General features: G+C 68.6%; 24 protein-coding genes. 14 read left to right on the top strand and 10 right to left on the bottom strand.

Annotated elements, in window-relative coordinates:
• The first annotated feature begins 35 nt into the window (after positions 1-35).
• The 3 genes from ABZ420_RS23595 to ABZ420_RS23585 are packed head-to-tail and all read left to right on the top strand — an operon-like array spanning position 36 to position 2,143.
• The gene (locus ABZ420_RS23595) at positions 36-794 is read left to right on the top strand and encodes a glucose 1-dehydrogenase (protein ID WP_357126442.1); all 759 of its coding nucleotides are present in this window, start codon (positions 36-38) and stop codon (positions 792-794) included.
• A 16-nt stretch (positions 795-810) separates the two neighbouring features.
• Positions 811-1,758, top strand: coding sequence for an alpha/beta hydrolase (locus ABZ420_RS23590; RefSeq protein WP_357126439.1), 948 nt, complete (start codon positions 811-813; stop codon positions 1,756-1,758).
• Between the two features lie 31 nt (positions 1,759-1,789).
• On the top strand, positions 1,790-2,143 hold the full coding sequence (locus ABZ420_RS23585) for a VOC family protein (protein WP_357126436.1): 354 nt from the start codon (positions 1,790-1,792) through the stop codon (positions 2,141-2,143).
• A 55-nt stretch (positions 2,144-2,198) separates the two neighbouring features.
• Here ABZ420_RS23585 and ABZ420_RS23580 read toward each other — a convergent pair whose 3' ends face one another.
• Both ABZ420_RS23580 and ABZ420_RS23575 read right to left on the bottom strand, forming a co-directional pair.
• Positions 2,199-3,764 carry an NAD(P)/FAD-dependent oxidoreductase gene (locus tag ABZ420_RS23580; RefSeq protein ID WP_357126433.1) on the bottom strand — a complete coding sequence of 522 codons (1,566 nt, stop codon included), beginning with the start codon at positions 3,762-3,764 and terminating at the stop codon, positions 2,199-2,201.
• A 970-nt stretch (positions 3,765-4,734) separates the two neighbouring features.
• The gene (locus ABZ420_RS23575; protein WP_357126430.1) at positions 4,735-5,367 is read right to left on the bottom strand and encodes a helix-turn-helix domain-containing protein; all 633 of its coding nucleotides are present in this window, start codon (positions 5,365-5,367) and stop codon (positions 4,735-4,737) included.
• Between the two features lie 96 nt (positions 5,368-5,463).
• Here ABZ420_RS23575 and ABZ420_RS23570 point away from each other — a divergent pair, with 96 nt between their 5' ends.
• The 6 genes from ABZ420_RS23570 (at position 5,464) to fadD11 (ending at position 13,230) form a co-directional block, all read left to right on the top strand.
• Entirely contained in the window at positions 5,464-6,357 is an 894-nt protein-coding gene (locus ABZ420_RS23570) for a metal-dependent hydrolase (protein WP_357126427.1), read from the top strand.
• 62 nt (positions 6,358-6,419) lie between these two features.
• Complete coding sequence (locus ABZ420_RS23565) at positions 6,420-7,406, top strand: PDR/VanB family oxidoreductase (RefSeq protein WP_357126633.1); 987 nt, start codon at positions 6,420-6,422, stop codon at positions 7,404-7,406.
• A 24-nt stretch (positions 7,407-7,430) separates the two neighbouring features.
• Positions 7,431-8,933: an aldehyde dehydrogenase family protein gene (locus ABZ420_RS23560; RefSeq protein ID WP_357126424.1), complete on the top strand. Its 1,503-nt coding sequence runs from the start codon at positions 7,431-7,433 to the stop codon at positions 8,931-8,933.
• A complete protein-coding gene (locus ABZ420_RS23555) occupies positions 8,930-10,396 on the top strand; it encodes an NAD(P)/FAD-dependent oxidoreductase (RefSeq protein ID WP_357126421.1) in 1,467 nt (488 codons plus the stop codon). Before ABZ420_RS23560 ends, ABZ420_RS23555 begins: the two co-directional genes overlap by 4 nt.
• Positions 10,393-11,271 carry an SDR family oxidoreductase gene (locus tag ABZ420_RS23550; protein WP_357126419.1) on the top strand — a complete coding sequence of 293 codons (879 nt, stop codon included), beginning with the start codon at positions 10,393-10,395 and terminating at the stop codon, positions 11,269-11,271. Before ABZ420_RS23555 ends, ABZ420_RS23550 begins: the two co-directional genes overlap by 4 nt.
• A gap of 117 nt (positions 11,272-11,388) precedes the next feature.
• Complete coding sequence (gene fadD11, locus ABZ420_RS23545; RefSeq protein ID WP_357126416.1) at positions 11,389-13,230, top strand: fatty acid--CoA ligase FadD11; 1,842 nt, start codon at positions 11,389-11,391, stop codon at positions 13,228-13,230.
• Positions 13,231-13,534: 304 nt separating this feature from the next.
• Here the strand turns inward: fadD11 and ABZ420_RS23540 are convergent, their stop codons facing one another.
• From ABZ420_RS23540 to ABZ420_RS23525, 4 genes are all read right to left on the bottom strand, one after another.
• Positions 13,535-13,813 carry a hypothetical protein gene (locus tag ABZ420_RS23540; protein WP_357126413.1) on the bottom strand — a complete coding sequence of 93 codons (279 nt, stop codon included), beginning with the start codon at positions 13,811-13,813 and terminating at the stop codon, positions 13,535-13,537.
• 228 nt (positions 13,814-14,041) lie between these two features.
• Complete coding sequence (locus tag ABZ420_RS23535; protein WP_357126410.1) at positions 14,042-15,469, bottom strand: NAD(P)/FAD-dependent oxidoreductase; 1,428 nt, start codon at positions 15,467-15,469, stop codon at positions 14,042-14,044.
• Positions 15,470-15,495: 26 nt separating this feature from the next.
• The gene (locus ABZ420_RS23530) at positions 15,496-17,316 is read right to left on the bottom strand and encodes a DUF3556 domain-containing protein (protein ID WP_357126407.1); all 1,821 of its coding nucleotides are present in this window, start codon (positions 17,314-17,316) and stop codon (positions 15,496-15,498) included.
• Positions 17,317-17,414: 98 nt separating this feature from the next.
• On the bottom strand, positions 17,415-18,881 hold the full coding sequence (locus tag ABZ420_RS23525) for an AMP-binding protein (RefSeq protein WP_357126403.1): 1,467 nt from the start codon (positions 18,879-18,881) through the stop codon (positions 17,415-17,417).
• A gap of 170 nt (positions 18,882-19,051) precedes the next feature.
• Between ABZ420_RS23525 and ABZ420_RS23520 the strand changes: the two genes are divergently transcribed.
• From ABZ420_RS23520 to ABZ420_RS23505, 4 genes are all read left to right on the top strand, one after another.
• On the top strand, positions 19,052-20,278 hold the full coding sequence (locus ABZ420_RS23520; RefSeq protein WP_357126400.1) for a helix-turn-helix domain-containing protein: 1,227 nt from the start codon (positions 19,052-19,054) through the stop codon (positions 20,276-20,278).
• Between the two features lie 150 nt (positions 20,279-20,428).
• Complete coding sequence (locus ABZ420_RS23515) at positions 20,429-21,349, top strand: TIGR04222 domain-containing membrane protein (RefSeq protein WP_357126397.1); 921 nt, start codon at positions 20,429-20,431, stop codon at positions 21,347-21,349.
• Complete coding sequence (locus tag ABZ420_RS23510; protein WP_357126394.1) at positions 21,342-22,214, top strand: DUF692 domain-containing protein; 873 nt, start codon at positions 21,342-21,344, stop codon at positions 22,212-22,214. The genes ABZ420_RS23515 and ABZ420_RS23510 overlap by 8 nt, the downstream gene beginning before the upstream one ends.
• Positions 22,211-22,558 (top strand): hypothetical protein, encoded by a 348-nt coding sequence (locus ABZ420_RS23505; RefSeq protein WP_357126391.1) that lies wholly within the window; start codon positions 22,211-22,213, stop codon positions 22,556-22,558. Before ABZ420_RS23510 ends, ABZ420_RS23505 begins: the two co-directional genes overlap by 4 nt.
• Positions 22,559-22,569: 11 nt before the next feature.
• Here ABZ420_RS23505 and ABZ420_RS23500 read toward each other — a convergent pair whose 3' ends face one another.
• Entirely contained in the window at positions 22,570-22,698 is a 129-nt protein-coding gene (locus tag ABZ420_RS23500; RefSeq protein WP_357126388.1) for a hypothetical protein, read from the bottom strand.
• 265 nt (positions 22,699-22,963) lie between these two features.
• On the opposite strand from ABZ420_RS23500, the gene ABZ420_RS23495 reads away from it, so the two are divergent.
• Positions 22,964-23,464, top strand: coding sequence for a metallophosphoesterase (locus ABZ420_RS23495; RefSeq protein ID WP_357126385.1), 501 nt, complete (start codon positions 22,964-22,966; stop codon positions 23,462-23,464).
• Between the two features lie 67 nt (positions 23,465-23,531).
• Here the strand turns inward: ABZ420_RS23495 and ABZ420_RS23490 are convergent, their stop codons facing one another.
• The 3 genes from ABZ420_RS23490 to ABZ420_RS23480 form a co-directional block, all read right to left on the bottom strand.
• Positions 23,532-24,323, bottom strand: a complete 792-nt coding sequence (locus ABZ420_RS23490) for a class I SAM-dependent methyltransferase (protein ID WP_357126382.1) — start codon at positions 24,321-24,323, stop codon at positions 23,532-23,534.
• A gap of 75 nt (positions 24,324-24,398) precedes the next feature.
• Entirely contained in the window at positions 24,399-25,490 is a 1,092-nt protein-coding gene (locus ABZ420_RS23485; protein WP_357126379.1) for a mechanosensitive ion channel domain-containing protein, read from the bottom strand.
• 207 nt (positions 25,491-25,697) lie between these two features.
• On the bottom strand, positions 25,698-25,844 hold the full coding sequence (locus tag ABZ420_RS23480; protein WP_157113891.1) for a hypothetical protein: 147 nt from the start codon (positions 25,842-25,844) through the stop codon (positions 25,698-25,700).
• Between the last annotated feature and the right edge of the window lie 95 nt (positions 25,845-25,939).

The following is a 25,939-nucleotide window of genomic DNA, read 5'->3' as shown; positions in this document are numbered from 1 at the left end:
TCTCGGCGATCGCCGACGACAACGAGGAGTTCGACATGGTTGACCTGAGTGGGAAGGTCGCCCTGATCACGGGCGCGGCCCGGGGACAGGGCGCCGCCGAGGCGCGGCTGTTCGTGCGGCGCGGCGCCCGCGTGGTGATCACCGACGTTCTGGAGGAAGAAGGCATCCGGCTGGCCGAATCGCTCGGCGCCGCGGCATGTTTCGTGCGGCACGACGTCGGCAGCGACGAGGACTGGGAAGTCGCCGTGGCCGAGGCGGTTTCGGCGTTCGGCAAGCTGGATGTCCTGGTGAACAACGCCGCCATCTACACCGCGAAGTCGCTGGCCGAGACCACGCCGGAGGAGTTCGACCGCATTCTGCGCGTGAACCTGATCGGGGCGTTCCGCGGCATCCGGGCAGCGGTCGGTCCGATGACTCGGGCGGGTGGCGGCTCGATCGTCAACATCTCCTCGCAAGCGGGCCTGGAAGGGCTGATGGGTCACGCCGCCTACGGCTCCTCGAAATGGGGACTGCGCGGCCTGACCAAGACCGCCGCGCTCGAGCTGGGCCCGGCCGCGATCCGGGTCAACTCGGTGCACCCCGGTCCGATCGCGACGCCGATGGTCCCGTACCTGACCACCGGGCCGGGCAGCTTCCCGTCCTTGCCGCTGCAACGCACCGGCGTACCGGAAGAGGTCGCCGAACTGGTCGCGTTCCTGGCCTCCGACGCCTCGGCCTACATCACCGGCGCCGAGGTGACGATCGACGGCGGCTTGGCGGCGGGCAAGTTCCTGCCACCGGACGCCCAGCACTAGCGAAGGAGCGAGCCGGATGCCACTGACACCCGAAGCGCAGGTGGTCGTCGATGCCGCAAGCGCCGCGTTTCCCGCGTTGGGCACCGAAGTGCTCGACGCCACCGAGGCACGGCGGCTGCTCGCCGCGCGTGCCGCACCGGCCGCGGAGCCGATTCCGGTCGCCCAGGTGTGGGAGCGGCGGATCCCCGGTCCACCGGGCGCACCCGAGGTCCGGGTCCGGATCTATCGGCCCGCCGGCGCCGCGGCGCCGGCTCCGACGGTGGTCTTCTGCCACGGTGGTGGGTTCGTGATCTGCGGCCTCGACAGCCATGACCGGTTCTGCCGGGCCATGGCCGTCGGAGCGGACGCGGTCGTGGTGTCGGTGGACTACCGGCAGGCGCCCGAACACCGGTTTCCCGCGGCGGCCGAGGACGCGTACGCGGCGCTGTGCTGGGTCGCCGACCACATCGGCTCGCTGGGCGGCGATCCCGACCGCCTCGTGGTGGCGGGGGACAGCGCCGGCGGCAACCTCGCCGCCGTGACGGCGTTGATGGCACGCGATCGCGGCGGCCCCGAAATCGCCCGGCAGCTGCTGCTGTATCCCATGCTCGACCCGGCCTGCGACAGCGCGTCCTATCGGGAGAACGCCGACGGCTATTTCACCACCGCCGCGCACCTGCGTTGGTACTGGCGCCAATACCTGGGCTCGTACGACGGCGCCGACCCGTACGCCGACCCGCTCGACGCCGACCTGTCCGGACTCCCGCCCGCGCACATCGTCACCGCCGAATTCGATCCACTGCGCGATGAGGGCGAAGACTACGGGCAGCGGCTGAGTCGAGCCGGTGTCGCGGCCGAGATCCGCCGATACGACGGGATGTTCCACGGCTTCATGAGCATGGCCGACACCCTGCCCGAAGCGGCACTGGCGAACACCGCCGCATACTCGGCCGTTCGTGCCGCCTACGCCCAGCGGCATCCGTGACCGAGCCCGCACACACTGTTACGGAGCACAGATGACGATCCAGCGAATCGGCCCCGCCTATCCCACCGACGACCTGCCCACCACCGTGGCACTGCTGACCGCCGTTTTCGGCGCTGAGCCCACCGTGGTGGACGGCGACCGCTGGGCCCAGTTCGACAGCAATGGTGTCCGAATCATGCTCGCGGGCACCGACCGTGACGACGACACCCCGTTCCTCGCGATCAAGGTGGACGATCTGGATCTCGCGCTGCACCGGTTGCGCACCGGGGGTTTCGAGGTTGCGCAACCGGTCACCGGACCGCACGAGCGCCGCGCCGTCATACGCCCGACGCCCGACTCCGTCTGGCACATCGCGCTCTACGAACCGATCACTGCCCAGCCGTGACGCGGCCGAGCCGACGCGGACACCGACGTAGCGAGCGCGGCTCGGCCGAGACGGTTCATTCGGCGGGAATCACCGTCGGTTCTTCGGATTGCACCGACGGCGCGGACTTCCTCGTCCACTTCACTCGTTTCGGGTGCTTCCGATCCGGCGTGGCCGGATCGGACGGAACGGTGCCGAACGATTCGGACGGCGGCCGCCGCATAGCGCGGTCGAAAGTGCGAGCCGAGGCAGGCCACGGATTGGTGACGCGCCCACTGTCGTGCTTGTACCAGCTCGGTCCCGTGGCGGGCCAGACCGTCTTCGCGACAGCTCGCTCGATCCACTCCTGGTGTGTCCGCATCGCGGACGCGCGGACTTCGATCGTGGCGGCGCCGATCCGGTCGCGCCAGCGCAGGCAACGAATGATGTAGTCGATCTGGCATTCTTTCATCCCCGGATTACTTCCCGCGGGATTGAAGCTGTTCGGTCCGGCGATCAGGAAGGCGTTCGGAAACCCGGGGACCGCCACCCCCAGCAGCGCTGTCGCGCCCGAGCGCCATTGGTCGTGCAGGAGGACTCCCCCGCGTCCGCGCACGGTGATCGGAACCAGGAATTCCGGGGCGCGGAAGCCGGTGGCGTAGATGATGACGTCGGCCCGATGGTGCGCGCCGTCGGTGGTGAGCAGTCCGTCGCGGGTGATCCGGGCGATCGGGGCGGTGACCAGCTCGACGTTGTCCCGGGTCAGCGTCGAGTAGTAGTCGCTGTCGAAGATGATGCGCTTGCCCCCGAGCGGATAGTCGGGTGTGAGTTTCGCGCGCAGCCGTGGGTCCTCGATCCGGCTGCGCAGATACCATCGCGCAGCCCATTCGGCGGGACGCGCCGACCAACCCCGGCGCATGATCGGCGCGAGCACGACGTCGGCACCGTAGTACAGGGCTCGGCGGTAGAGACGGTGAGCGCCGGGCAGCCGCAGCGCCATTCGGGCGAGCGGTCCGAAATCGGCCGGCGGTTTGGGCAGTACCCAGTGCGGTGTGCGCTGGAAGACGCGGACGTGGCGGGCGGTCTCGGCCAAGGTCGGCAGCATCTGTGCCGCACTCGAGCCCGTACCGATCACGGCCACGTCCACCCCACATAGGTTTTGGCCGTGGTCCCACCGCGCGGAATGGAAGGATGGTCCGGCGAAATCCGCCCGTCCGGCGATGTCGGGAACGTTCGGCCGGTGCAGCTGTCCGACGGCGAAGATCACCACGCGGGCGAACACGCGCTGTCCATCGGAGGTGGTCAGTTCCCAGCCGCCCTGGTCTTCCAGGTAGGTCGCCTCGTCGATCGCGGTGCCCAGTCTCAGGTGCGGCGCCAAGCCGTGGTCGGCGGCGACCTGGCGCAGGTACTCCAGGATCTCCGACTGGCGCGGAAACCGGGTGCGCCGGCTGCGGTAAGGGGCGAACGAGAACGAGTACAAGTGGGACGGCACATCACAGGAGCACCCCGGATAGGTGTTGTCCCGCCAGACCCCGCCCACGTCGCCGCCCCGATCGAAGATCACGAAATCGGTGATCCCGGCCCGTCGCAACCCGACTCCCATCCCGATGCCGCCGAACCCCGCGCCGACGACAGCCACCTCGCAGGTCATCGCGTTTGCCACCCCTCCTCCTTCACAGCGCATAGTCAACATTGAGCTACCTGAACTCTTCGTTGGCTGAAGCGCTGCGGATGGCAAGATCGTCGAGCTGGGTATTCGACCTCCCATGAGCCAGAAGTGCGCGGCCCCACCGCAAAAGGCTTCGTGACACGATCAGCGGGACGATGACCGGCGACCCGTCCACGGCCGCCCGACAACCTGCGGCGCACAGTTCGTTCCCCGATTTCCGAACCGAACAGCACACCTTTCGCTATTCAGGGGAAACGGTGTAGACCCGCATCGTTCCAGGCCGGAGGACCTGTCGGCTTCCCGCCGAACCGCGCACGAGGTCCCGCGTCCGGCCATCCACGCCTAACCGGCGCGCTCCGTCGCCGAGCGCGCGACCGCGCGTACAGGTTCGTCGGGGCGCTCGGCAACGGCACATCACAATTCGCGATCCGAGCGATCGATTCCGTCGGCCGAGACCGAAAATGGCTGAAGCACACCGAGAAGAGGATCCGCGCGTCCGGCCGCCGACTCCGGCTCACAGCGGGGACGCCACAGGCGCGCAGGAGAAACCGACTCCGCCCTTCAGCGGCCCGAGCATCGCTCGGGTGAGTTCCTGGGTATCCGTCGCCCGGATCGGGGTAGATGCAACGGGATTCACCGGCTCACGATCGACCGCTGGAACGGCCGATCGAAGGTGCGCTACCGGGAATAGGTCAGACCGCGAGTACTCGGGCCGCCCTCCCCTCTTCTCACGCCATAGTGGTAGCGGTCAGGTCGTCGAGCAGAATCATGACCTCCCCGTCCCGCTTCACCACCTCGCCGAGCCGGACCGTCAAAGCGACGAGGTCGCTGTCGTCCACGGGGTCGGCCGGTTCGTGCTCGAGACGCTGCCATTCACCGGCCGCGGATGTGGTTGCCGCGCCGGAACGGAGGATTCACCCGCGGCACATCCGCGTGCCGGTTTCACCGACCGGATGCGCCCGAGTCAGCCGGACACGGCGTCGGGTCCGGCCACTACCGGCACGAGGTACGTTCGTGCGAATTCGCCGAGTTGCTCGTCGGTTCGGAGTTCGGTGAGGCCGTGCGGCGCGAGGATCAGCGAGTGGACGATCCGGCACACGATCTCGGCGCGAGTGGTCAGATCCGGTGCGGGCGGGAGGATCCCCCGCTCGACGGCACGCTGGAGCGCGACATCGGTCGTGTGCACGGACATCGCGAACGGACCTGCGCCGTCGACGGTGAGTTTGAGGACCACGCGCGCCGGTTCCAGCGCCAGCATGCGTTCGACCAGCGGGTTCGTGCGCCAGCGGGTGATGACGGTGACGAAGATGTCGGCGACCAGATCGCCGAGGTCGTCGTGGCGGTCGGCGATCTCGGTGATCTCGGCGAGCACCGCGGCCACCTCCCGACTGATAACGGCTTGCACCAGGTCGTCGCGGCCTCCGACGTGGCGATAGACCGTCACCCGGTCCACACCCGCCTTCCGGGCCACTTCCTCGATCGTCGTCTTCTTGACGCCCACCTGCTCGAACTGCACCAGGGCCGCGTCCAAGATCCGGGTGACCAGGGTTCCGGCGACGTTTTCGCTGCTCGCGGCGGCCTTCGAGGCGGTGGGCATAGGCCAACGCTAGCAAAACCGCCCCCTCCTGCAACATTCGAACCGAGTTGTTGCTGCAACATTGCAATACGATTTGTAGCTATGTAGGGTCGGGGCATGGCTGAGCAGGCAGGCGCGTCGGAGCGCCGGTATCGTGACGAAGCGCATGCCATCCATGCGCGCGACGTCCATTTCGATTTCGATTCGGTGCCCATGCACTACGTGCCGGGCGAGGCCCTGGCCACCCACATCGTCAATGTCATGCACCTGGTGCTGCCCGAAGGGGAACGAGCCATGGCGCAGGCGCTGGCCGAGGCCCTCCCGCACATCGACGACGAGCGGTTACGGGAGGAGGTGACGGGGTTCATCGGGCAGGAGACCATGCACGCGAGCAGCCACGAGGCCGCGCGCAGGCATCTGCAATCCATCGGCCTGGACGTGGAGTCGTATGTCACCAAGGTCGCCTGGCTGGTCGATCGCATCCTGGGCGACCACGGCCTGACCGGGCGCGCCCGGGAGGAGTGGCTCAAGGAACGGCTCGGCCTGTTCGCGGGCATGGAGCACTACACCGCGGTCCTCGGGGAATGGCTGCTCAACGCCGACATCCTCGAAGCCAAGGGCATGCACCCGGCGATGCTGGACCTGGTCCGATGGCACGGCGCCGAAGAGGTGGAGCATCGCAGCGTCGTCTACGACGCGTTCATGCATCTCGACGGCAGCTACGCGCGTAAGGCCCGCACGGCGCTTCTGGCCGGCGCGACGTTGCTGCCGCTGTTCATCGTCTCGACCGCCTATCTGTACCGCAAGGACCCGTCGCCGCGGAAAGGCCGGTTCTGGGGTCTGCAGTTCTGGAGCGCGACCCGGCGCGGCGTCATCCCGAAATGGACGGTCTTCTTCACCGAGATGCCCCGGTACCTGCGGCCGGGCTTCCATCCGTCCCAGTTGGGGCCGATGGACAACGCCCTGCGCTATCTGGCGCACTCGCCTGCCGCGCGGGCGGCGAACCGATGAGCGGGTCGCCTACCGTGACCGACCGCCCGGCGCCGGCGGGACTGCGGCTGATCGGCGATGTCATGGACATCTACCGGAAGGTGTTCGTAACCGGACGCGCCGCGCCGCTCCTGTCGCGTCCGAACATGGTGCGCGGCACGGGATTCGACATCGACACCACCATCGCCGCGATGGATCGGCCTGCCGTCGACGTGGTCGGCCTGACGTTGCGCGCCGCCGGTGGCGGTCCGCTGCCCGCGTGGCGGCCGGGCGCTCACGTGGACGTCTTCTTGCCCTCGGGACGCCGGCGTCAGTACTCCCTGTGCGGTGACCCGAGCGACCGGTTCCGGTATCGCATCGCGGTGCGGCTCATCCCGGAGGGCGGCGGCGGATCCCGCGAAATACACCGGTCGCTGCGAGTCGGCGACAGTCTGCGGATTCGCGGGCCGCGCAACGCCTTCACCTTCGTCGAGGCGCCGTCGTATCTGTTCCTGGCCGGTGGCATCGGCATCACGCCGATCAAACCCATGGTCCAGGCCGCGGGTGCCCGTGGGCACCTGGTGTACGTCGGCCGCTCGCGCGCCACCATGCCGTTCCTCGACGACCTCCCCGATGCCGAGGTCAGGCCGGACGACGAATTCGGCCCACCTGATGTCGCCGCCCTGTTGTCGCGCGCCGAACCCGGCGCGGCGGTGTACGTGTGCGGACCGCCGCCGATGCTGGAGGCGGCACAGCGGTGCATGTTCGAACTCAACCCGACCGGCTCGCTGCACACCGAACGGTTCTCCGCGCTCCCGGTCGCCGACGGCGTGGAATTCGACCTCACCTTGGCCCGCACCGGCGCCACCGTCCGGGTCGCGGCCGACGAAACGGCGCTCACCGCGATCCACCGCGCACTGCCCGATACCCCCTACTCCTGCCGCCAGGGTTTCTGCGGCACCTGCAAGGTCGCGGTCCTCTCCGGCGCCGTCGACCACCGTGACCGCGTGCTCACCGCCGCCGAACGCGAGAACCAGATGCTGGTCTGCGTCTCCCGCGCCGCGGGCGAACGCCTCGTAGTCGACCTCTGAGACCGCCACACGAAAGGGACAGCGATGAGCGTCTCGACCGGCCACCCCGCACCGTCCACGGTGTCGACCTTCGATGTGCACGACCCGGCCACCGGCGCGGTGGTCGGCACCTACCCCGTCCACGACCGCCATGCCGTGGATGCCGCCGTGGCCACGGCTCACCGGGCCGCCGCCTGGTGGCGCGACCTCGGCTTCGCCGGGCGCGCGCGGCACCTGGACGCCTGGCGCGGCGAGATCGCCTCGGGCCGTGCGGAATTGGCCGAGGTGATCCACCGCGAGATGGGCAAGCCGATCTCCGACGCCAAGCTCGAGATCGCCATGGCACTCGAACACCTGCGGTGGGCGGCGCGCAACGCCGAGAAGGTACTCGGGCGCCGTAGCGTGCCGTCGAGCCTGCTGACGTTCAACCACGCGGCCACGGTCGAATACCGTCCCCTCGGCGTGGTCGGCGTCATCGGCCCGTGGAACTACCCGGTCTTCACTCCGCTCGGTTCCATCTCGTTCGCGCTGGCCGCCGGAAACGCCGTGGTATTCAAACCCAGCGAGTACACCCCCGGCGTCGGGCTGTGGCTCGCGCAGGCCTTCGCCCGCACCGCGCCCGCCGAGCCGGTGCTCCAGGTGATCACCGGGCTCGGCGATACCGGGAACGCGTTGTGCCGCAGCGAAGTCGGCAAGATCGGGTTCACCGGTTCCACCGCCACCGGCAAGCTGGTCATGGCCGCCTGCGCGGAGAATCTCACCCCGGTGCTGATGGAGTGCGGCGGCAAGGACGCGCTCATCGTGGACGCCGACGCCGATCTCGAGGCCGCCGCCGACGCGGCGGTGTGGGGCGGGTTGTCCAACGCGGGGCAGACCTGTCTGGCCGTCGAGCGCGTGTACGTCCATGCCGATGTCTACGACGAGTTCCTCGCGAAGCTGGTGGCGGCGGCGGCCGAGATCGAGGCGGGTGGGGAGGGCTCGCGAATCGGACCCATCACCATGCCGAAACAGCTTTCGATCATCCGCCGCCACATCGAGGACGCCGTCGCGCGTGGCGCGCGGGCCGTGCTCGGCGGCCCGGACACGATCGATCGCCAGTTCGTCCAGCCGACCATCCTGGTCGATGTCCCCGAGGACGCGGCCGCGGTGACGGAGGAGACCTTCGGTCCCACCCTGACGGTGACCAAGGTCCGGGACATGGACGAGGCCGTCGAGCTGGTCAACCGCGGCGCGTACGGGCTGGGCGGCACCGTCTTCGCCCGCCGCCACGGGCGCGAGATCGCCGACCGCATCCGCGCTGGCGGCACCTCGATCAACGCCTTCGTCGCGCACGCCACCATCCCCGCTCTGCCGCTCGGCGGTGTGGGCGCCTCGGGCTTCGGCCGTGTGCACGGCCCGGACGGCCTCCGGGAATTCACCTACGCCAAAGCCACCACGCGCCAGCGCTTCCCGTCCCCGCTGCCGCTCACCTCGTTCCGGCGCGACCATCGCGCGGACGCGATCGCCGACCTGCTCGTCGCGATTCTGCACGGAAGGAAGCACCAGTGACATCCGACCCGATCGAGCACACACCCGTAGCGATCGTCGGCGCGGGACTGGGCGGCATCGGCCTGGCGATCAAGCTGCGCGAGGCCGGATTCGACGACCTTCTCATCCTCGAACGAGCCGACGACCTAGGTGGCACCTGGAGCGCCAACACCTACCCCGGTTGCGCATGTGATGTGCCCTCGCACCTCTACAGCTACTCCTTCGCGCCCAATCCCGACTGGTCGCGCACCTACGGCAGGCAGCGCGAAATCCTCGACTACCTGCGCACGGTGGCCGTCGAACACGATGTCGTGCGGCACATCAGATTCGGCGCCGAACTGCTCGACGCACGGTGGGACGAGCAGCGTTCGCTCTGGCGCATCGAGACCTCGCGAGGAACGCTCACCGCGGACTTCCTGCTCTCCGCCACCGGGCTCTTCGCCGAGGCGAAGTATCCGCAGCTACCCGGGATGGACTCGTTCGCGGGCACGTCATTCCATTCCCTGCACTGGGATCACGACCACGATCTCACCGGCGAGCGGGTCGCGGTGATCGGCACCGGCGCCTCGGCGGTGCAGTTCGTCCCGGAGATCCAACCGAAGGTGGCCCAGCTGCTGCTGTTCCAGCGATCGGCCCCGTGGATCGTCCCCCGCATGGATCGCCGCACACGCGACCTGGAGCGGCGGCTGCTCCGGCGTATACCGCTGGCCCAGCGCGCGATCCGCGGTGGGTTCTACGCGGCGATCGAGACGTTCGGGCTCATCTCGCTGGTCGACCAGCGCTTCCGGCACCCCTACGAAGCACTGGGCCGCTGGCAGCTGCTGCGCCAGGTGCGCGATCGGGATCTGCGCAAGAAGCTCACACCCGACTATGTCATCGGGTGCAAACGCGCCATCTTCTCCGACACCTACCTCCCGGCGCTCGACCAGCCCAACGTCGACGTGATCACCCAACCCATCGCGGAGATCCGGCCGCACTCGATCCTGCTGCGCGACGGCAGCGAGCACCCGGTGGACACCATCATCTTCGGCACCGGCTTCACCTCGATCCCGACCGCCTACGAACGCTACGCCGGACGCGACGGGCAAACACTCGCCCAGCTCTACCGTCGACGACCGCAGAGCTACCTCGGTGTGGCGGTGGCCGGGTTCCCGAACTTCTTCTGCACACTCGGTCCCTTCGGCGCCGCCGGTAACCAGTCCGCGATCTACATGATCGAATCCCAGATCGCGTACATCGTCGACGCCCTGCGCCACGCACGGTCCTCCGGCGCGCGCCGCGTCGAGGTACGCCCGGAGGCGCAGGCGGCTTTCGTCGCGGAGATGGCGCGCCGGAGTTCGTCGACGGTATGGCTGACCGGCGGCTGCCGCAGCTACTACCAGACGCCCGACGGGCTCAACGCAGGTCTGTATCCGAACTGGAGTTTCGAATACCGGCAGCGCACCAGCCGATTCGACACCGAAGCCTATGAGGTGAGCCGATGATCGACGACATCTTCTCGATCGGCCGCAGGCGCCGGAGCTATTCGGTCGAGGGCCGGGTCGCGCTCATCACGGGTGCGGGCAACGGCATCGGGCGCGAACTGGCGGAGGTACTGCACGACCGGCGGGCCTCGGTCGTCCTGGTCGACGTCGACCAGGACGCGGTCGGCGCGGCCGCCGAGACGCTGGGCGAGCGCGCCCTCGCCGTCGCCGTCGACGTCACCGACCGCGCGGCGATGCGCGCGGCGATCGACCAGGCCACCGGGCATTTCGGCCGCTTGGACGTGGTGGTGGCGAATGCGGGCGTGGTGCCCCGCCCGGCGACGGTGCGCACGCTCGACGGGCGGGACTTCGATCGGGTCATGGACATCAACCTCACCGGTGTGTTCAACACGGTGCGGCCCGCGCTCGACCACATCGTCACCGCGGGCGGTCACGTGGTAGTGGTGTCGTCGTGCGCCGCCTTCGCGCCCGGCATGGCGGGAGCCCCGTACATGATCAGCAAAGCGGCGGTCGAACAGCTCGGCCGGGCGCTGCGCGTGGAACTGGCCCCCTTCGGCGCTTCGGCGGGCATCGCCTATTTCGGCATCGTGGACACCCGGATGACACACGACACCCTCGATCACGACGAACTCGGCCGAGAACTGGACGACCTGCTGCCCTGGCCGTTGAACGTGCGGATCTCGGCCGCGCAGGCGGCCGGAACCATCGCCGACGGTATCGAGCGGCGCGCGGCGCGCACCATCGCACCGGCGGGCTGGGAGCCCTACGCACTGCTGCGCGGGGCGATCAACGTCGTGCTCGACAGCGCACTCGCTCGCGACACCCGCGTGCACGACCTGCTGCGCCGGGTCGAAGCCCGCGCGACCCCGTCGTAACCTCCGAGCCCGTCTCATTCCGCATGTGATCGCCGTACTCCGGTCACGGCGGCTCGCGGCTCCGCGCAGCATGGTCCGGCCGCAGCCCGCGTCACCCGATCCGAAGGAATTCCTCCTGTGAGCACCCCGACCTTCGACACACTCCCCGCCGCCTTCCAGTACAACGCCACCGTCGATCCGGACGCGATCGCCCTCCGATCCCCCGGGGACGCCGCCACCCTCACTTGGCGCGAGTACGCGGCGCAGGTCCGGCGAATCGCCGCCGGACTGTCGGCGCTCGGGGTGCGGCGCGGCGACACCGTCGCCTCGATGATGTCCAACCGCATCGATTTCTATCCCCTGGAAGTCGGGGCTCAGCACCTGGGCGCCACCAGTTTCTCGGTGTACAACACCGCGGCGCCGGAACAGATCGCGTACGTCCTCGGCAATGCCGGTGTGCGACTGGTGATGTGCGAGCCTCGGTATGTCGAGCCGATCCGTGCGAGCGGAGTCGTACTCGACCACATCGTCTGCGTCGACGACGCACCCGAGGGCACTTTGTCGGTCGCCGACGTGATCGCCGCGGGCGAGGAGAACTTCGACTTCGACGCCGCGTGGCGTGCGGTCGGGCCGGATGACGTCGCCACGCTGATCTATACGTCGGGAACCACCGGCAACCCCAAGGGCGTGGAGACGACGCACGCGAACCTGATGTTCGAGTGCTATGCCGTCGATCGAGTGCTCGGAGTTCGCTTCGGCGACACGATCACGTCCTATATGCCGACCGCGCACATCGCGGACCGGCTCACCGCGCTCTACTTCCAGGAGGTCTTCGGCACCCAGGTGACCTGCGTCGCCGACCCCACCGGGATCGGCGCCGCGCTGGCCGACCTGCATCCCACGATCTGGGGCGCCGTGCCTCGCGTATGGGAGAAGCTGAAAGCGGCAATCGAATTCGCCGTCGCCAGCGAACCGGACGAGGACCGCCGGACCGCACTGCACTGGGCGTTGGCGGTCGCCGCCCGGCGCAGCGCGCACCAATTGAACGGGGAACCGGTCCCGGAAGCGGTCGCCGTCGAATGGGCGCGCGCCGACCGGCTCGTGCTGTCGGGGCTGCGTGCGAAACTCGGTCTCGACCGGGTCCGCTGGGCGATCTCCGGCGCGGCGCCCATCCCGGCCGAAACGCTCGGCTTCTTCGCCGGCCTCGGGATCCCGATCGCCGAGATCTGGGGCATGTCCGAACTCACCTGCATCTGCAGCGTCGGTCATCCTGGCGAAGCCGGACTCGGCACCGTGGGCAAGCTGCTGCCCGGCATGCAGGCCAGGATCGCCGAGGACGGCGAACTACAGGTGCGTGGACCGCTCGTGATGAAGGGCTATCGCGGAGAACCCGGCAAGACCGCCGAGGCCGTCGATTCCGAGGGCTGGCTGAGCACAGGCGATGTGATCACCATCGACGACGACGGATACCTCCGGGTCGTGGACCGCAAGAAGGAGTTGATCATCAACTCTGCCGGGAAGAACATGTCCCCCACCAACATCGAGAACGCGATCAAGGCGGCGACCCCGCTGATCGGGGCCATCGCCGTGATCGGCGACGGCCGCCCCTACAACACCGCGCTGGTCGTCCTCGACGCCGAATCCGCCGGACCGTACGCCGCGCGCCACCATCTGCCGGACTCGTCGGCGGCGGCCTTGTCGGCCGATGCCGGTGTCATCGAGCGGATCGCCGCAGGCATCGCCGCGGGCAACGCTCGACTCTCCCGGGTGGAGCAAGTCAAACGGTTCCGCCTCTTGCCCGCCTTCTGGGAGGCGGGCGGCGACGAAGTCACCCTCACCATGAAACTCAAGCGACGAGTGATCGCCGAGAAGTACGCCACCGAGATCGCCGAACTCTACGACGCCGACCCCGGCCCCGCTGTCCACGAACCCAGCGCGCCTGTCGCCACGGCGGCGGATTCCGCGCTGACAACGGGTTGAGACCGGGCGGGTGATCACCGCTGCATGACCCAGTACATTCCGCGACCGGACTCCGCGGGCGCAGTCCTCTCCCGTGGCTCGATCCGATCCAGCCGGTAACCGAGCCGCCGGGCGACCGCGGCACTGCGGATATTGGCCTCGTCGCAATGGATCTCGACACGGTCGACACCGGGTAATGCCAACGCGATACGGGTCGAGGCGGCCGCACTACGAGTGCGGCTGATTCGTCTACCGAGATCCGCGCTGGTCAGGTGCGCGCTGAGGTTGCCGCAGATGCCCGACCTTCACGACCATGCCCCAGGTTTCAGGCGCCGCGGAGGCGGACCTCGGCGTCCAACTCGGCGGCAGCCGTGGTCAGTGCCTCGGCGTCCGGATCGGGTCCGAGCCGGTCGGCCAATTCGGCTCGGGTCAGGATGAGCATTCCGCGCGGTTCGGGTCCGGCACCGGGTTCGATCCTGAGCTGTCCCTCTTCCAGGACCAACCGCGCGTCCGGCTCGCCTGCTGCCAGTAGGCGGCGCAGGTCATCTTGCGTGACTCGACCGGAATGAGGTGCGTTGCTCGGCGTCGTGTCGTCAGCGTCCATGGTGATCGATTGCCCTGGCGATCCCATGGGAAACCGGACGGCCACGGAGTGACCGGCCGGCGGTACCGCCCGCTTCCCCTCGTCCGATCAGGCGATAGAGATCGCGGCGCTCAGCGCGGTCAGGGCGGTGAACTGCAGGCCGTCCGCGTCCCCTGCCGGGAATGAGCGCGCCTCGCGGCCGGTGTCGAGGAGGCCGGGGCCGCCCGGATGACAGCGGCGTGCGCGACGCTAGGACGGCGCCGCGATGCCCGCTTGCCGGAGAGCCCGCTGCGCGGCGTTCGCCCCGCACATGCCGTGCGCACCGGGGCCCGGCGGTGTGGCCGCGGAGCAGAGATAGTGACCCGGCACACCGATGTCGTAGGGTTGCAGAGTCTTTCGAGGTCCGAACAGCAACTGCGGAATGTCCTTCGCCCCCGTCATGATGTTGCCGCCCACGTAGTTGGGGTTGTACTCCGCGAATCCCGCGGCGCTGCGCACGCTGGTCCCGGCTATGCGGTCGCGGAAACCGGGAGCGAAGCGTTCGATCTGGGCGGTGAGGGCCGCTGTCGCGTCGCCGGGATAGCCGTGCGGCACGTGGGCATATGCCCAGATCGGATGGATGTCGCCGGCCGACCGTTGCGGATCGGCGAGGTACTGCTGGCCCACCAGGACGAAGGGGCGTTCGGGCATGCGTCCCGCGTGGATCTCGCGTTCGGTGGCGGCGATCTCGGCGAACGTGCCGCCGAGATGCACCGTTCCCGCCCGTCGAGCCGCCTCCGCCGTCCACGGCACGCCGCCGTGCACGGCGAAGTCGACCTTGAACGCGCCCGGTCCGTATCGGAACGCGCGGTAGGACCTCCTGACCCGAGGGGGCAGGCGCTCACCGAGGATGTCCGCGACCGCGGTAGGCGCGAGGTCCCACATCGTCAGTTCCGCCTGCGGCAGATCGGACACCGATCGCACGTGGACACCCGTTTCGATCTTCCCGCCGAGGTCACTCAGCACCGCGGCCATGGCTTCGGTGATCCGTTGCGATCCACCGGCGGCGACCGCCCAGCCGTAGGTGTGGCCCGCGGTGAGGATGCCCAGGCCGACGCTGGCGCTCAGCGGCCGATGCAGCGGGTGGAAGGCATGCGCGGCGACGCCGCCGAACAGTCCCCTGGCCTGCTCGGTACGGAACAGGCCTGCCAGCAGCGTGGCCGGGGCCAGGGCAGGAATCCCGAAACGGGCCAGCCGGATCGGATGGCGCGGCAGGCGCAGCAGGGGCCGCATGATGTCGGCGCTCATCCGGTCGTAGCCTGCCGCCGTCCGTTCGAACAGCAGCCGCCATGCCCGGCCGTCGCCGCCGAGACCGGCGGCGGTCCCGGCGACCGAGCGCAGCAGCACGCCCGCGCTGCCGTCGTCGAGCGGATGGACGCAGTCGATCTCCGGCCACGCCCAGGACAATCCGTAGCGTTCCAGGTCCAGGCCGCGCAGGAAGGGAGAGCCGACCGCCATCGGGTGGATGGCCGAGCAGTGGTCGTGCAGCAGACCGGGCACGATCGCCTCGCTGGTGCGGGTGCCGCCTCCGATCTCGTCGGCGCCCTCCAGCACGGTGACGTCCAGTCCGGCCCTGGCCAACGTGATGGCCGCGGCCAAGCCGTTGGGGCCGCCGCCGACCACGACTGCGGTACTCATATCGCTCTCCTGTCCGTGCGAGGGTCTCAGCCGACCGGCTGCGGCGCGAGGACACGAGCCGGGTCGTCCGGCGGCATCGGCACCGTGTAATCCGCGCGCCGCCAGGTCACCTCGTGCGGGATCGGGCCGTCGGGCAGCCACGGCTGCGTCTCCGCCGCGTCGCGCACTCGCCAGGTGCCGCGTTCGACGACGCCGAGCGCCGCGTCGATGACCTGATACCGCTGGATACCCCGGTGGATGGGCTGCGACTCCACCCACACCACGATCCACTCGCCCGGCGCGAATCCGACCCGGGATTGCACGGCCTTGATCAGATCCAGGTTGTGCAGGTGGCCGTCGCCGAAGTTGAAGCCGATCAGCGAATTGCAGCCGAACTCCGCTTCCCGGACGGTCCACCGGTCGATCTCGGGAATGTGCTTGTACAGCAGCGAGAACAGTCCGCGCCCTTGACTGTGCATCGAGCGCCACGCGATGGTCTGCTGCATGGTGATCTCCGCGACCTCGGGCGGGTAGCCCATGGCCTTCAACTGGTCGATCTGATTCAGCGTGGGCCGGTGCCCGATGCTGTTGAGCTTCTCCTCCGCGCCGGGCGCGAAGGCCCACAATGCGGACGCCCAGTTGCCGGCGTACTGGCGCATCGACGGCAGGAACGACACCAGGTCCGGGCGCAGATTCCCGAGGACCGGGAAGAACATCAGCGCCGCGACGATCACCAGGGCCAGCCACGGGGAGGAGATGTCACCGAGGCCGTACCCGCCCCCGTTGGGGAAGCCGAGGAACAGGAACACGGTCAGGTAGGCGAACAAGACGTTCCACTCCAACGGCACCGCCAGCGGGAACGTCGAGGTGATGAACGCGTGGAAGACCACCATCAGCACCACACCGGCCAGCGTCAGCCGGTGGTCGGTGGAGAACAGCAGCACCAGCGGTGTGACGATCTCGACGGTCGTGCCGCCGACGTGGGCCAGGAACGAGGCGACTTTGGAGGGGCGGATGTCCCGGGGGAAGTCACGGTAGTGCAGCCGCTTGATCCACTTGGCGGGCACGCCGGGGCTGTTGGAGACCATCGGCGGTACCACGTTGCTGAAGTGCCGCCCGAACTTCGACACACCCGCGCCGATCCAGACCGCGCAGATCAGCAGCTTGGCGGCGATGATCATGTCGACGAACGGCAACGCCGCGAAGAAAACCAGGGCGGGCAGGTACTGCTCGCCGCGGGCGGCGAGGAAGATGGTCTTGTCCCGCAGGCCGCACAGCACGTACAGCGCGATCGGAGCGATCAGCAGCGCGGGATTCACCAAGCCGGAGGTGTTCTCGGGCAGCACCGCGCTGAGCGAAGCGCTCGGTACGCCGGGCAGCACGATCGCTGCCAGCAATGTCGCCAGGAACGCCAGATACAGCAGCACGTCGATCGCCGTGCGGGTATCACCGCTGGTGAACGGCACTTGCCGCCACGGCCGCAGGCGGATCGTGCCGCGGCGCGCGTAGAACAGGATGCCTCCGGTCATGGGCTTGAACTTGCCCGCGAGCGGCCCCCACGAACCGGCGATGCCGATCGCTTCGATCAGAACGGTCCACAACACGAGCTTCTGGTAGACCACCGGCTCGTTCCACCATGCCGAGACATCCCAGAACGGCCCGACGCCGGAACTCCAGGTGGCCACGGCGACCCCGCCCAGCACCGAGACCAGCAGCACCTTGAGCAGATAGACCGTATGAATCATCTTCGGCGTGCCGAAGCCGTATTCGGCCCAGTGCAGGGCGAGCGTTCGCATCCGCTCCCGCAACGGTTGGTCGAGGAATGTCGTCACATCGACGGGCGGGAAATCCGCTGTTTTGAATCCCATTGTTCGGCCTTTCTCATCCGATGATTCGAGCGCATACGAGGACCCGGACGATTTCGTTTCGGATCATGGATTTCCGCTCGGCACCGAGCGGAGAATGTCTACGGGGTGGCGATCGTGCCGGCGACTTGCGCGCGGAGTTTGCGTTTGTCGATTTTTCCGACCGGATTCCGTGGTAGTTCCTCGGTGAGTTCGATCGACACCGGTACCTTCGCCCGGGCGAGGGACATGCGGCAGTGCTCGAGAAGATCTTCGGCACCGGCCCGCTCACCGGGCATCGTCACCACATGGGCGACCGGGACTTCGCCGAGTACCGGATCGGGAGCGCCGACCACGGCGGCCTCCAAGACCGCGGGGTGGGTGTGCAGTACGTTTTCGATCTCTTTGGGGTAGATGTTCTCGCCGCCTCGGATGATCATGTCCTTGATCCGGTCGACCAGGACCAGGTATCCGTCCTCGTCGAAGTAGCCGACATCCCCGGTGTGCAGCCAGCCGTCGACCACCGTCCGGGCGGTCGCCTCCGGCCTGCCGAGATAGCCGCGCATCACGTTGGCGCCCCGGATCACCACTTCCCCGCTCGTCCCGGCGGCCACGATCGCTCCTTCGGCGTCCATGATCGCGACGGTCTGCCCCGGCAGCGGCAGCCCCACCGTTCCCGGTTTGCGCGGCCCGCCCGGCGGATTCAGCGTCGAGGCACAGGTGCCTTCCGACAGTCCGTAGCCTTCGACGATCGGTACACCGAAACGGGTTTCGAATCGCGCGATCAGTTCCGCGGGCATGGGCGCGGCCCCGCAGATCACGCGGCGCAACGACGAGGTGTCCGGTGTCGAACTCGCCTGCTGCGCGACCAGCATCGCGTAGATGGCGGGTACGGCCGAGAAGTAGGTGGGCCGAACGCGTTCCACGATGCCGAAGAACGCCGAGGCGGAGAAGCGGCCCGCGATCGTGGCGCGCCCGCCCGCGAGCAATGGCGACAGGATGCCGACCACGATTCCGTTGACGTGGAACAGTGGCAAGGTGAGCAGGCTGTGGTCGGTGTCGTCCAACGCCAGTGCCTCGACGAGCATCTCGCACATCGCGGCGATGTTGGCGTGGTCGAGAACCACCCCCTTCGGCTGCCCGGTGGTGCCGCTGGTGTAGATGATCAGCGCGGGAGCGCCGGGGTCGACGGGCGCAGGTTCGGTCACGGCGACCTCGCCGCCCGCGCCCGCCACTTCGGTCATATCGAGCGTTCCCGCTCCGCGCCCGCCTTCGGTGACGACCACCTTCGCCCGGCAGTCCTCGATCTGATAGCGCGCCTCCTCGAAAGCGGAATCCGGCTTCACCGGGGTGACCGCGGCGCCGAGCCGCCACGCCGCGAACAGAATGACGACGAATTCGAGTCGATTCGGCAAGACGAGGGCGACCACATCGCCTTCGCCTACTCCGTTCGCGGACAACACAGCGGCTGCCGCGCATACCCGTTTCGCGAAAGTCTGATTGTCGAGTTGTTCGCGGTCGTCCGCGATGCAGGGACCGGACGGATTCCATGTCGCCCGGACCTCCGGAATTTCTACGACGTGCTGCACGATTTCCTCAGATGATCGGATGTGACTGGAATTACATTTCCAAGGTAGGTGTGGTGCCAGAACCCGGCTACGGGCCCGCATCCCAGTGTTTTCGTGCGGCTTTGTACCGACGGCACAAAAGGATGCGGAATGCGCCGGAGCCGCCGCACGGGTTCGGGTACGGTCCCGGCATGAGCGTTGACGTGGACAGAACCATCCGCGATGTCGCCGGACGCGTCAAAGCCGAGATCGACCGCCTGACCGCCGAGATGACCGCGATGTTCAGCGAGGTGATCCCGGAGTTCCGCCACGACGACGAGGTGCGGCGCCTGATGATCGCCAGCACCGCGTCCAACCTCACCGCGATCCTCGACATGCTCACGCTGAGCATCTCCCGCGACGACATCACCGTGCCGCCCGCCGCCGCCGAGTACGCCCGGCGCTTCGCCCAGCACGGGATGTCCCTGGAGGCCCTGCTGCGGGCGTACCGCCTCGGCGAACACATGTTCATGCAGCGGACCATCGCCGCACTCCGGCGCTCCGAGGCCTCGGCCGATCTTGCCCTGGAGACAACCAGCCGGATCGGCATGCTGGTCAACAGTTATATCGACCACGTCATCGAAGGTGTCATCGACATCTACGAGAGCGAACGCCGGCGCTGGGACGCCCGCACGGACAACACACGCGCGGCGCAGATCCGCGCCGTGCTCGACACCGAGGACCTCGACTTGGCCTCCGCCGAGCAGATGCTCGCCGCGTCGTTGCGGGGATGGCATATGGCCGCCATCGTCTGGGTGCGCGAACCCGTCGGGTCATCGATCGACCTGCTGCGCGCGGGAGCCGAGATGCTCACCGCCGCTACCGGGAAGCATCCGCTCACGGTCCTGGTCGACGAGCAGAACTGCTGGGCCTGGATATCCTCCGTCGGCAAACCGTCGCTCGACGCCGAACGGCTGGAGCGAGACCTGCGCCGGAGGCCGGGTCTTCGCGTCGCGATCGGCGACTCCGGCGCCGGACTGACCGGCTTCCGGCAGACTTTCCGCGATGCCCAGCGTGCGCGCAACCTCGCGTTGATCGCCGATCCCGCTCGCCCGCTGACCTTGCATTCCCGAGTGGCGCTGGCGAGTCTGCTGATCGACCGGCTGCCCGATACCCGAGCGTGGGTGCACCGGGTGCTCGGTGACCTCATGGGCGACGACGAGACCACAGCGCGTCTTCGGGAGACGGTGCAGACCTATCTGGAAGCCCGCGGCAGCCTCACCGACGCCGCCGCGCGCATGCACGTGCACAAGAACACCGTGCACTACCGGATACGCAGGGCCGAAGAAGTACTCGGCCACCCCTTGACGGTGAACCGGCTGGAGACCGAAGTCGCCCTGATGGTCTCCGAGCAACTCGGCCTCGGCCGAAGGAGGTGAGCCTGATGCGGCCCGCTTCCCCGGCGCATCATCCACGTGAGCGCCGAGGCAATACTCGGCGACATTATGCGTGCCACGGCGATTCGCCATGGCGCGCGGACACCCGCAGCCCGATACTGAGTGCAGGTTGGACCGATTCCGAGGTGGAAGATGAATGTAAACGGGGTGGACTCGGACGGGCTCGTCGCGGCCGGTGATACCTGGGGGATCTCCGGGCCGCAGTTCCTGGCCATCTACTTGCCGGTGGTGCTGGTCGCGGTGATCGCCGGGATCTGGCTGCGGTCTCGGGTCACGGGCGCGGATCCGGACGCCGACGCGGTCACCGTGCCGGGCGCGGAGTTGACCTCACCCGAGGTGGGGCTGCTGTTCGGCGATCAGAATGCCGCACTGGCGGCGATGGCGCGGCTGCGCGCTCTCGACGCTATCGATTCGGGGGCGGCGACGGTTCGCGCCCTCACGGCGCAGGAGCGGGCGCAGCTGGATCCGTTCACCGTGTCGGTGTACGACCGGCTGGCGACGGGTGAGCGCAAGAACGTGCGGGCGATAGTGGGCGGATCACCCGCCGCCCTCGACGCGCTGCGCGCCAGGATGGTGGACCTCGGGTACTTCCCCGGGCCCGCCGTACGTCACGGGCTGCGCGACGCGGGGATGCCGATCCTGGTCACCGGCGCGCTCGGCGTGGTGCGGATCATCGCGGGCGCTTCACACGGAAATCCGGTCGGCGTGCTGGTGGTGCTGGTGATCGCGCAGGCATTCGGTTACTGGCTGGTGGTTCGAAAGCCCCGGCTGACCGCGCTCGGTGTCCGTGCCAGGGACGCCGCGGCCGAGCGCCACCGGCATCTGGGGCCGAGTTATTCACCGTCCTACGCGACCTATGGCGCCGAGAGCGCGGCGCTCGCGGCCGCGGTTTTCGGTATCGGCGCGCTCATCGCGCTGGATCCCGGCCTTGCCCAGGCAGTCGTGCCGCCGAGTGCGTCGGGCGGCGGCGACGGGGGCGGCGACAGCGGCGGCGGAGACGGGGGCGGCTGCGGAAGTGGGTGTGGCGGGGGCTGCGGCAGTTGCGGTGGATGAGCCCGGACCGCTGCCGCCGGGGGCGCTCGGTATCGGCTGGCGGCCGGAGATCTGCGGGGTCATAGCCACCCTGACCGGGCTCGGGTTCTGCGAGGTCGTCGCCGAATCATTGCCCCGGGACCGCCACCGCGCCGGGCAGCCGGCCGTGCCCGAGGAGCTGGCCGCTCTGCGCGCGCGAGGCGTCGCCGTGGTGCCGCACGGCATTTCGCTGTCGCTCGGCGGCGCCGAACCCGTGGCAGGCCATCGCATCGAGCACTTGGCGGCCTGCGCGGCGGCCGTCGCGGCTCCGCTGGTGAGCGAGCACGTCGCGTTCGTCCGGGCGGGCGGACTGGAAGCAGGCCATCTCCTGCCGGTACCGCGTACCAGGGAAGCGCTCGACGCACTCACCGGCAATATCGCCCGCACCCGGGCGGCGCTGGAGGTCCCCCTCGCCCTGGAGAACATCGCCACACTGTTCGACTGGCCCGACGACGAGTACTCCGAAGCGGAATTCCTGGCCGAACTCGTCGACCGTACCGGCGTGTTGCTGCTGCTGGATCTCGCCAATGTCTACGCGAACGCCCGCAACCGGGGTCGCGACCCCCTCACCGAACTCCTGCGCCTGCCCGCCGAACACGTGGCGTACTGCCACGTCGCGGGCGGTCACGAATCCGGCGGCCGCTACCACGACACGCACAACGATCCGCTGCCCGCCGAAGTTCTCGCGCTGGTCGCGGAATTCACCGCCCGGCATCCGGCGCCGATGATGTTGGAGCGCGACGGCAACTATCCACCGGCCGCCGAGTTGCTCGACGAACTGGACGCCATCGCCGCAGCCGCCGCCCGGTCGCCGATCACAGCCGGTGCCAGAGCGGAACCGGCGTGACTTCCTTGCCGGAGCACCCGGCTCTCGCCGAGCGGCAAGCGGCGCTGGTGCGGGCACTGGTGGCGGGGACGGCGGTACCCGCGGGATTCGATGTGGACGCCGTCGGCGCGGCGGCGGACGCCTTGCTCTACAAGCGCGCCGGTGAGGTGGCGCGTCGTTTCCCGCTGCTGGCGCACGCGTGTGAGGGCGACTTCACCGCACGCTTCACCGCGTGGGCTCGCACGCACCCGAAGACGACGACCTCCGCCGATGCGGCGGCCTTCGCGGCTGCCGCGGGCATCGACTGGAACGCCGCGCCCCGACGCCGGGAGAAGACGCGCTGGTGGCACCGGCTCCGCGGCTGAGCGCTCTGCGCTTACGGCTGGCGCGCTTCGAGACGCACCGCGGAGTCGGCGGCGTCGCGACGCTCCTCGAGCCACACGCTGACCGCCACCGTCGCATACGCGGCGACGGTCGCCATCCCCGGCAGCATCAGCATCAGCATGAGAAATGAAAGCATCGAAGACACAAGCCCTCCCGGACAACGCGATGGAAACTGTCGCACCGGTGCGCCGCGCTGCGTCACCGTCACGCCCGGACATACCCACGCTCGGTGGTCCAATCTCGTCGAGACCGCCGAGTAGATGTGATAGATCTCACCCGACAAATGCACCACGCGGCTTCCGAGTCGACCGGGATAATCCGGCGCCGCCGAAACCGCTCATCCGCGAGTCGGCCGGCCCACATCCCGGCGTGGTACACCGGTCACCATGCGGTTGCTCATCATGTCCGATACGCACGTGCCCAAGCGCGCGCGTGATCTGCCGGAGCCGCTCTGGCGCGAGGTCGAGGCGGCCGATGTGATCGTGCACGCGGGCGACTGGGTGGAGGTGGCGCTGCTGGACCGGCTCGAAGCGCGCAGCGCACGTCTCATCGGCGTCTACGGCAACAACGACGGGCCGGACTTGCGCGCACGGCTGCCCGAGATAGCGCATGCCGAAGTCGGGGGCCTCAGGCTGGCGGTGGTGCACGAGACCGGACCCGCGAAAGGCCGGGAGGAACGCTGCGCCCGGAATTTCCCGGACACCGATGTGCTCGTCTTCGGGCACAGCCACATTCCCTGGGACAGCGTCACCGACACCGGGTTGCGCTTGCTCAATCCCGGTTCGCCGACGGATCGGCGCCGCCAACCGGAGCACACCTATCTCACGGCGCGGATACAGTCCGGCCGACTGAGCGGGGTGACCCTCCATACCCTGCCGACACACTGATCCAGCGGCACGCGGCCCGAGCCCATCGCTTCAGCCTTACCGGTGCGGCCCGGACCACCGGAGACCGCTAGCGCTTGGTAGCGGTCAGCACTTCCAGGGTCACCGGCTCTGCGAAACATCCGTCCGAGTCGATCGCGAGGAGCGTCTCGGTGATCGCTTGTTCGAAGGCGGACCGCCGGTCACCGAGAAGCCGCCGCAACGGCAACGAGGTCGAGTAGAGGTAACCGATCGCCTGCTCGATCGTCCATGACCGGGCGAACTCGTGCACCAGCCGGTGTACGCGGGAGAAGGACGATCGAGCCAAGATCTCTTCGTGCGACTCGTGGCCCTCGGCGGCGGTCGACCGACCGGACCGCTGTTCAGGCGGCAGGAAGCGACGTTGCACGTCCTCGATGGCTTGCTGCCACTGCGTAGCGGGGCGCACGAGGCAGCTGTCGTTGGCGATCACGATCGCGCCGTCGTCGTCGACCATGCCGGAGAGAGCCGCCAGAACTCGCGCGCGGTCCATCCAGTGGAACGAGCGGCCCATGGTCACCAGCCGGAACCGGCCGAACTCCCCCGGCAGGTCGGCCGAACTGCCTTGCGTCCACGTCACGTTGGCAACGCCCGCCGCCCGGGCGTGGCGGGCGGCTTCGGCCAGCATCGTGGGCTCGGGATCGACGCCGACCGCTTCGGCCACGTGCCGTGCGAACGGGACGGTGAGTTGACCCGTGCCGCAGCCCAGATCGAGAAGGCGTCCGGTGCCGTCCAGACGCAGCCGCGGCACGAGGTCGTCGAAGAACCGCTGCGGATAGTCCGGCCGGTAGCGCGCGTAGTGCCGAGCGGTGCCTGCGAACAGATCTGCGGGCGCATCGCCCATGGTCGGCCCTCCCCCACTTGCGAACTCGCACCTCGTCCGGCGAGTCACACGAAGACTCGATGGTAGCCGTCCGGGTCAGTCACCGAAACCGTCGCCGCGGTCACCGGCCGGCGCCAGATGGCGGTCGTCGGTGGAGGAGTCGGTGATGGCGGTGGAGATCTTCGGCAGCGCGTGGGGATGGTTGCGGCGGAGCCAGTCGAGCATTTCCTCGCGCACCGCGCAGCGCAGGTTCCACACGTCGTCGGCATTGGCCGCCGACATCGTCGCGCGCACCACGATATTCGTCGGCGTGCTGTCGGTGACCTGCAAACCCCAGTCGCGACCGTCCCAGTCCGCGCGCGTGCGCAGATACTCCTGCAGATGCTCACGCAGCAGCGGCACCGGTGTGCTGTGATCGAGATACAAGTAGACGGTGCCGGTGATCTGCGGGCCGCCACGCGACCAGTTCTCGTACGGCTTGTTGTTGAAGTAGGAGACCGGCATGGTCAGCCTCCGGTCGTCCCAGATCCGCACGGTGAGGAACGCGAGGGTGATCTCCTCGACGATGCCCCACTCCCCCTCCACGACGACGGTGTCGCCGATCTTGACCGAGTCGCCGAAGGCGATCTGCAGACCGGCGATCAGGTTGCTCAAGGTCGACTGCGCCGCGACCCCGGCGATGATGCCGATCACCCCCGCCGAGGCCAGCAGCGAGGTGCCCAGGGTCCGCAGACTCGGCACCAGCAGCAGGATCGCCACGGCGGCAGTCGTGACCACCAGGACCGAGGTGACGATCCGGCGCACCAAGCCGAGCTGGGTGCGCAATTGCCGTACCCGCGTGATGTCCTGGGTACGCCGGGCATAAGAACGCAGCATGTTCTCCGCGACCGCGTCGGCGGCACGGATGACCACCCAGGCCGCCGCCATGATCGCCGCGGAGGCCAGGACGGTCCGGATCATCGTGTCCTGGCGCAGATCGAGGTGCGCCAGCGGATAGGTGGCGTGCAACGCCAGCGCGCCGAGCAACACCTGCACGGGCAGTTGCACCCGGCGCAACAGTGTGGGGAGTTGGGTGTCCGGACGCTTCCCGGCGATGTAACGCAATAATCGGTCGATCAGCAGCCCGGCCGTCGCAGTGATCGCCACCGTGCCGAACACGACGATGAGCGGCCGTAGTACTTCCTCCAACAGACGAACTCCTTCTCCTCGTTCCACTCGGCACCGTTGCTCCGCAGGGTCTTCGCGGTAGGGGCAAGGGATGCGAGGAACGTCGAGCACCTGGTGCTGCTCAGCTCCCGTACACGTGAGTGGAATGCTCTCGTTCCGGCTCTGGCGCAACGGCGTTCGAACCGTTGTCGTTTCTCGCCAGGCCTTCGTCGGCCAAGGGCGGTGTTCTCAGAGCAGCGCCAGCGCGATACTCAGCACTGTCAATACCAGAACCCATGCCGCGACGGTCCATTCGATGGGGCCCTCGGAGCCGGGATAACCGCCGTCGCTGCGTCGGGCGGCGCGATACTGCGAGCGCGAGGCCGAAATGGACATGACATCCTCCTTCGGTCGATTGCGTCATTCAGGCGCATACCCGCTTTCGCCACCGATCGTCGCCGACGCACTGTGGCGAATACCACCCGATCCTC

It is taken from the genome of Nocardia sp. NPDC005745, assembly GCF_040630775.1.
Taxonomy (GTDB): domain Bacteria; phylum Actinomycetota; class Actinomycetes; order Mycobacteriales; family Mycobacteriaceae; genus Nocardia.
This window is presented reverse-complemented; position numbering and strand designations above follow the sequence as displayed.

Excerpts from the sequence above, each read along its gene's own strand:
- ABZ420_RS23595 (WP_357126442.1), top strand. The coding sequence starts at position 36 with ATGGTTGACCTGAGTGGGAAGGTCGCCCTGATCACGGGCGCGGCCCGG.
- ABZ420_RS23590 (WP_357126439.1), top strand. The coding sequence starts at position 811 with ATGCCACTGACACCCGAAGCGCAGGTGGTCGTCGATGCCGCAAGCGCC.
- ABZ420_RS23585 (WP_357126436.1), top strand. The coding sequence starts at position 1,790 with ATGACGATCCAGCGAATCGGCCCCGCCTATCCCACCGACGACCTGCCC.
- ABZ420_RS23575 (WP_357126430.1), bottom strand. The coding sequence starts at position 5,367 with ATGCCCACCGCCTCGAAGGCCGCCGCGAGCAGCGAAAACGTCGCCGGA.
- ABZ420_RS23570 (WP_357126427.1), top strand. The coding sequence starts at position 5,464 with ATGGCTGAGCAGGCAGGCGCGTCGGAGCGCCGGTATCGTGACGAAGCG.
- ABZ420_RS23565 (WP_357126633.1), top strand. The coding sequence starts at position 6,420 with ATGGACATCTACCGGAAGGTGTTCGTAACCGGACGCGCCGCGCCGCTC.
- ABZ420_RS23560 (WP_357126424.1), top strand. The coding sequence starts at position 7,431 with ATGAGCGTCTCGACCGGCCACCCCGCACCGTCCACGGTGTCGACCTTC.
- ABZ420_RS23550 (WP_357126419.1), top strand. The coding sequence starts at position 10,393 with ATGATCGACGACATCTTCTCGATCGGCCGCAGGCGCCGGAGCTATTCG.
- ABZ420_RS23540 (WP_357126413.1), bottom strand. The coding sequence starts at position 13,813 with ATGGACGCTGACGACACGACGCCGAGCAACGCACCTCATTCCGGTCGA.
- ABZ420_RS23535 (WP_357126410.1), bottom strand. The coding sequence starts at position 15,469 with ATGAGTACCGCAGTCGTGGTCGGCGGCGGCCCCAACGGCTTGGCCGCG.
- ABZ420_RS23530 (WP_357126407.1), bottom strand. The coding sequence starts at position 17,316 with ATGGGATTCAAAACAGCGGATTTCCCGCCCGTCGATGTGACGACATTC.
- ABZ420_RS23520 (WP_357126400.1), top strand. The coding sequence starts at position 19,052 with ATGAGCGTTGACGTGGACAGAACCATCCGCGATGTCGCCGGACGCGTC.
- ABZ420_RS23515 (WP_357126397.1), top strand. The coding sequence starts at position 20,429 with ATGAATGTAAACGGGGTGGACTCGGACGGGCTCGTCGCGGCCGGTGAT.
- ABZ420_RS23500 (WP_357126388.1), bottom strand. The coding sequence starts at position 22,698 with ATGCTGATGCTGATGCTGCCGGGGATGGCGACCGTCGCCGCGTATGCG.
- ABZ420_RS23495 (WP_357126385.1), top strand. The coding sequence starts at position 22,964 with ATGCGGTTGCTCATCATGTCCGATACGCACGTGCCCAAGCGCGCGCGT.
- ABZ420_RS23490 (WP_357126382.1), bottom strand. The coding sequence starts at position 24,323 with ATGGGCGATGCGCCCGCAGATCTGTTCGCAGGCACCGCTCGGCACTAC.
- ABZ420_RS23480 (WP_157113891.1), bottom strand. The coding sequence starts at position 25,844 with ATGTCCATTTCGGCCTCGCGCTCGCAGTATCGCGCCGCCCGACGCAGC.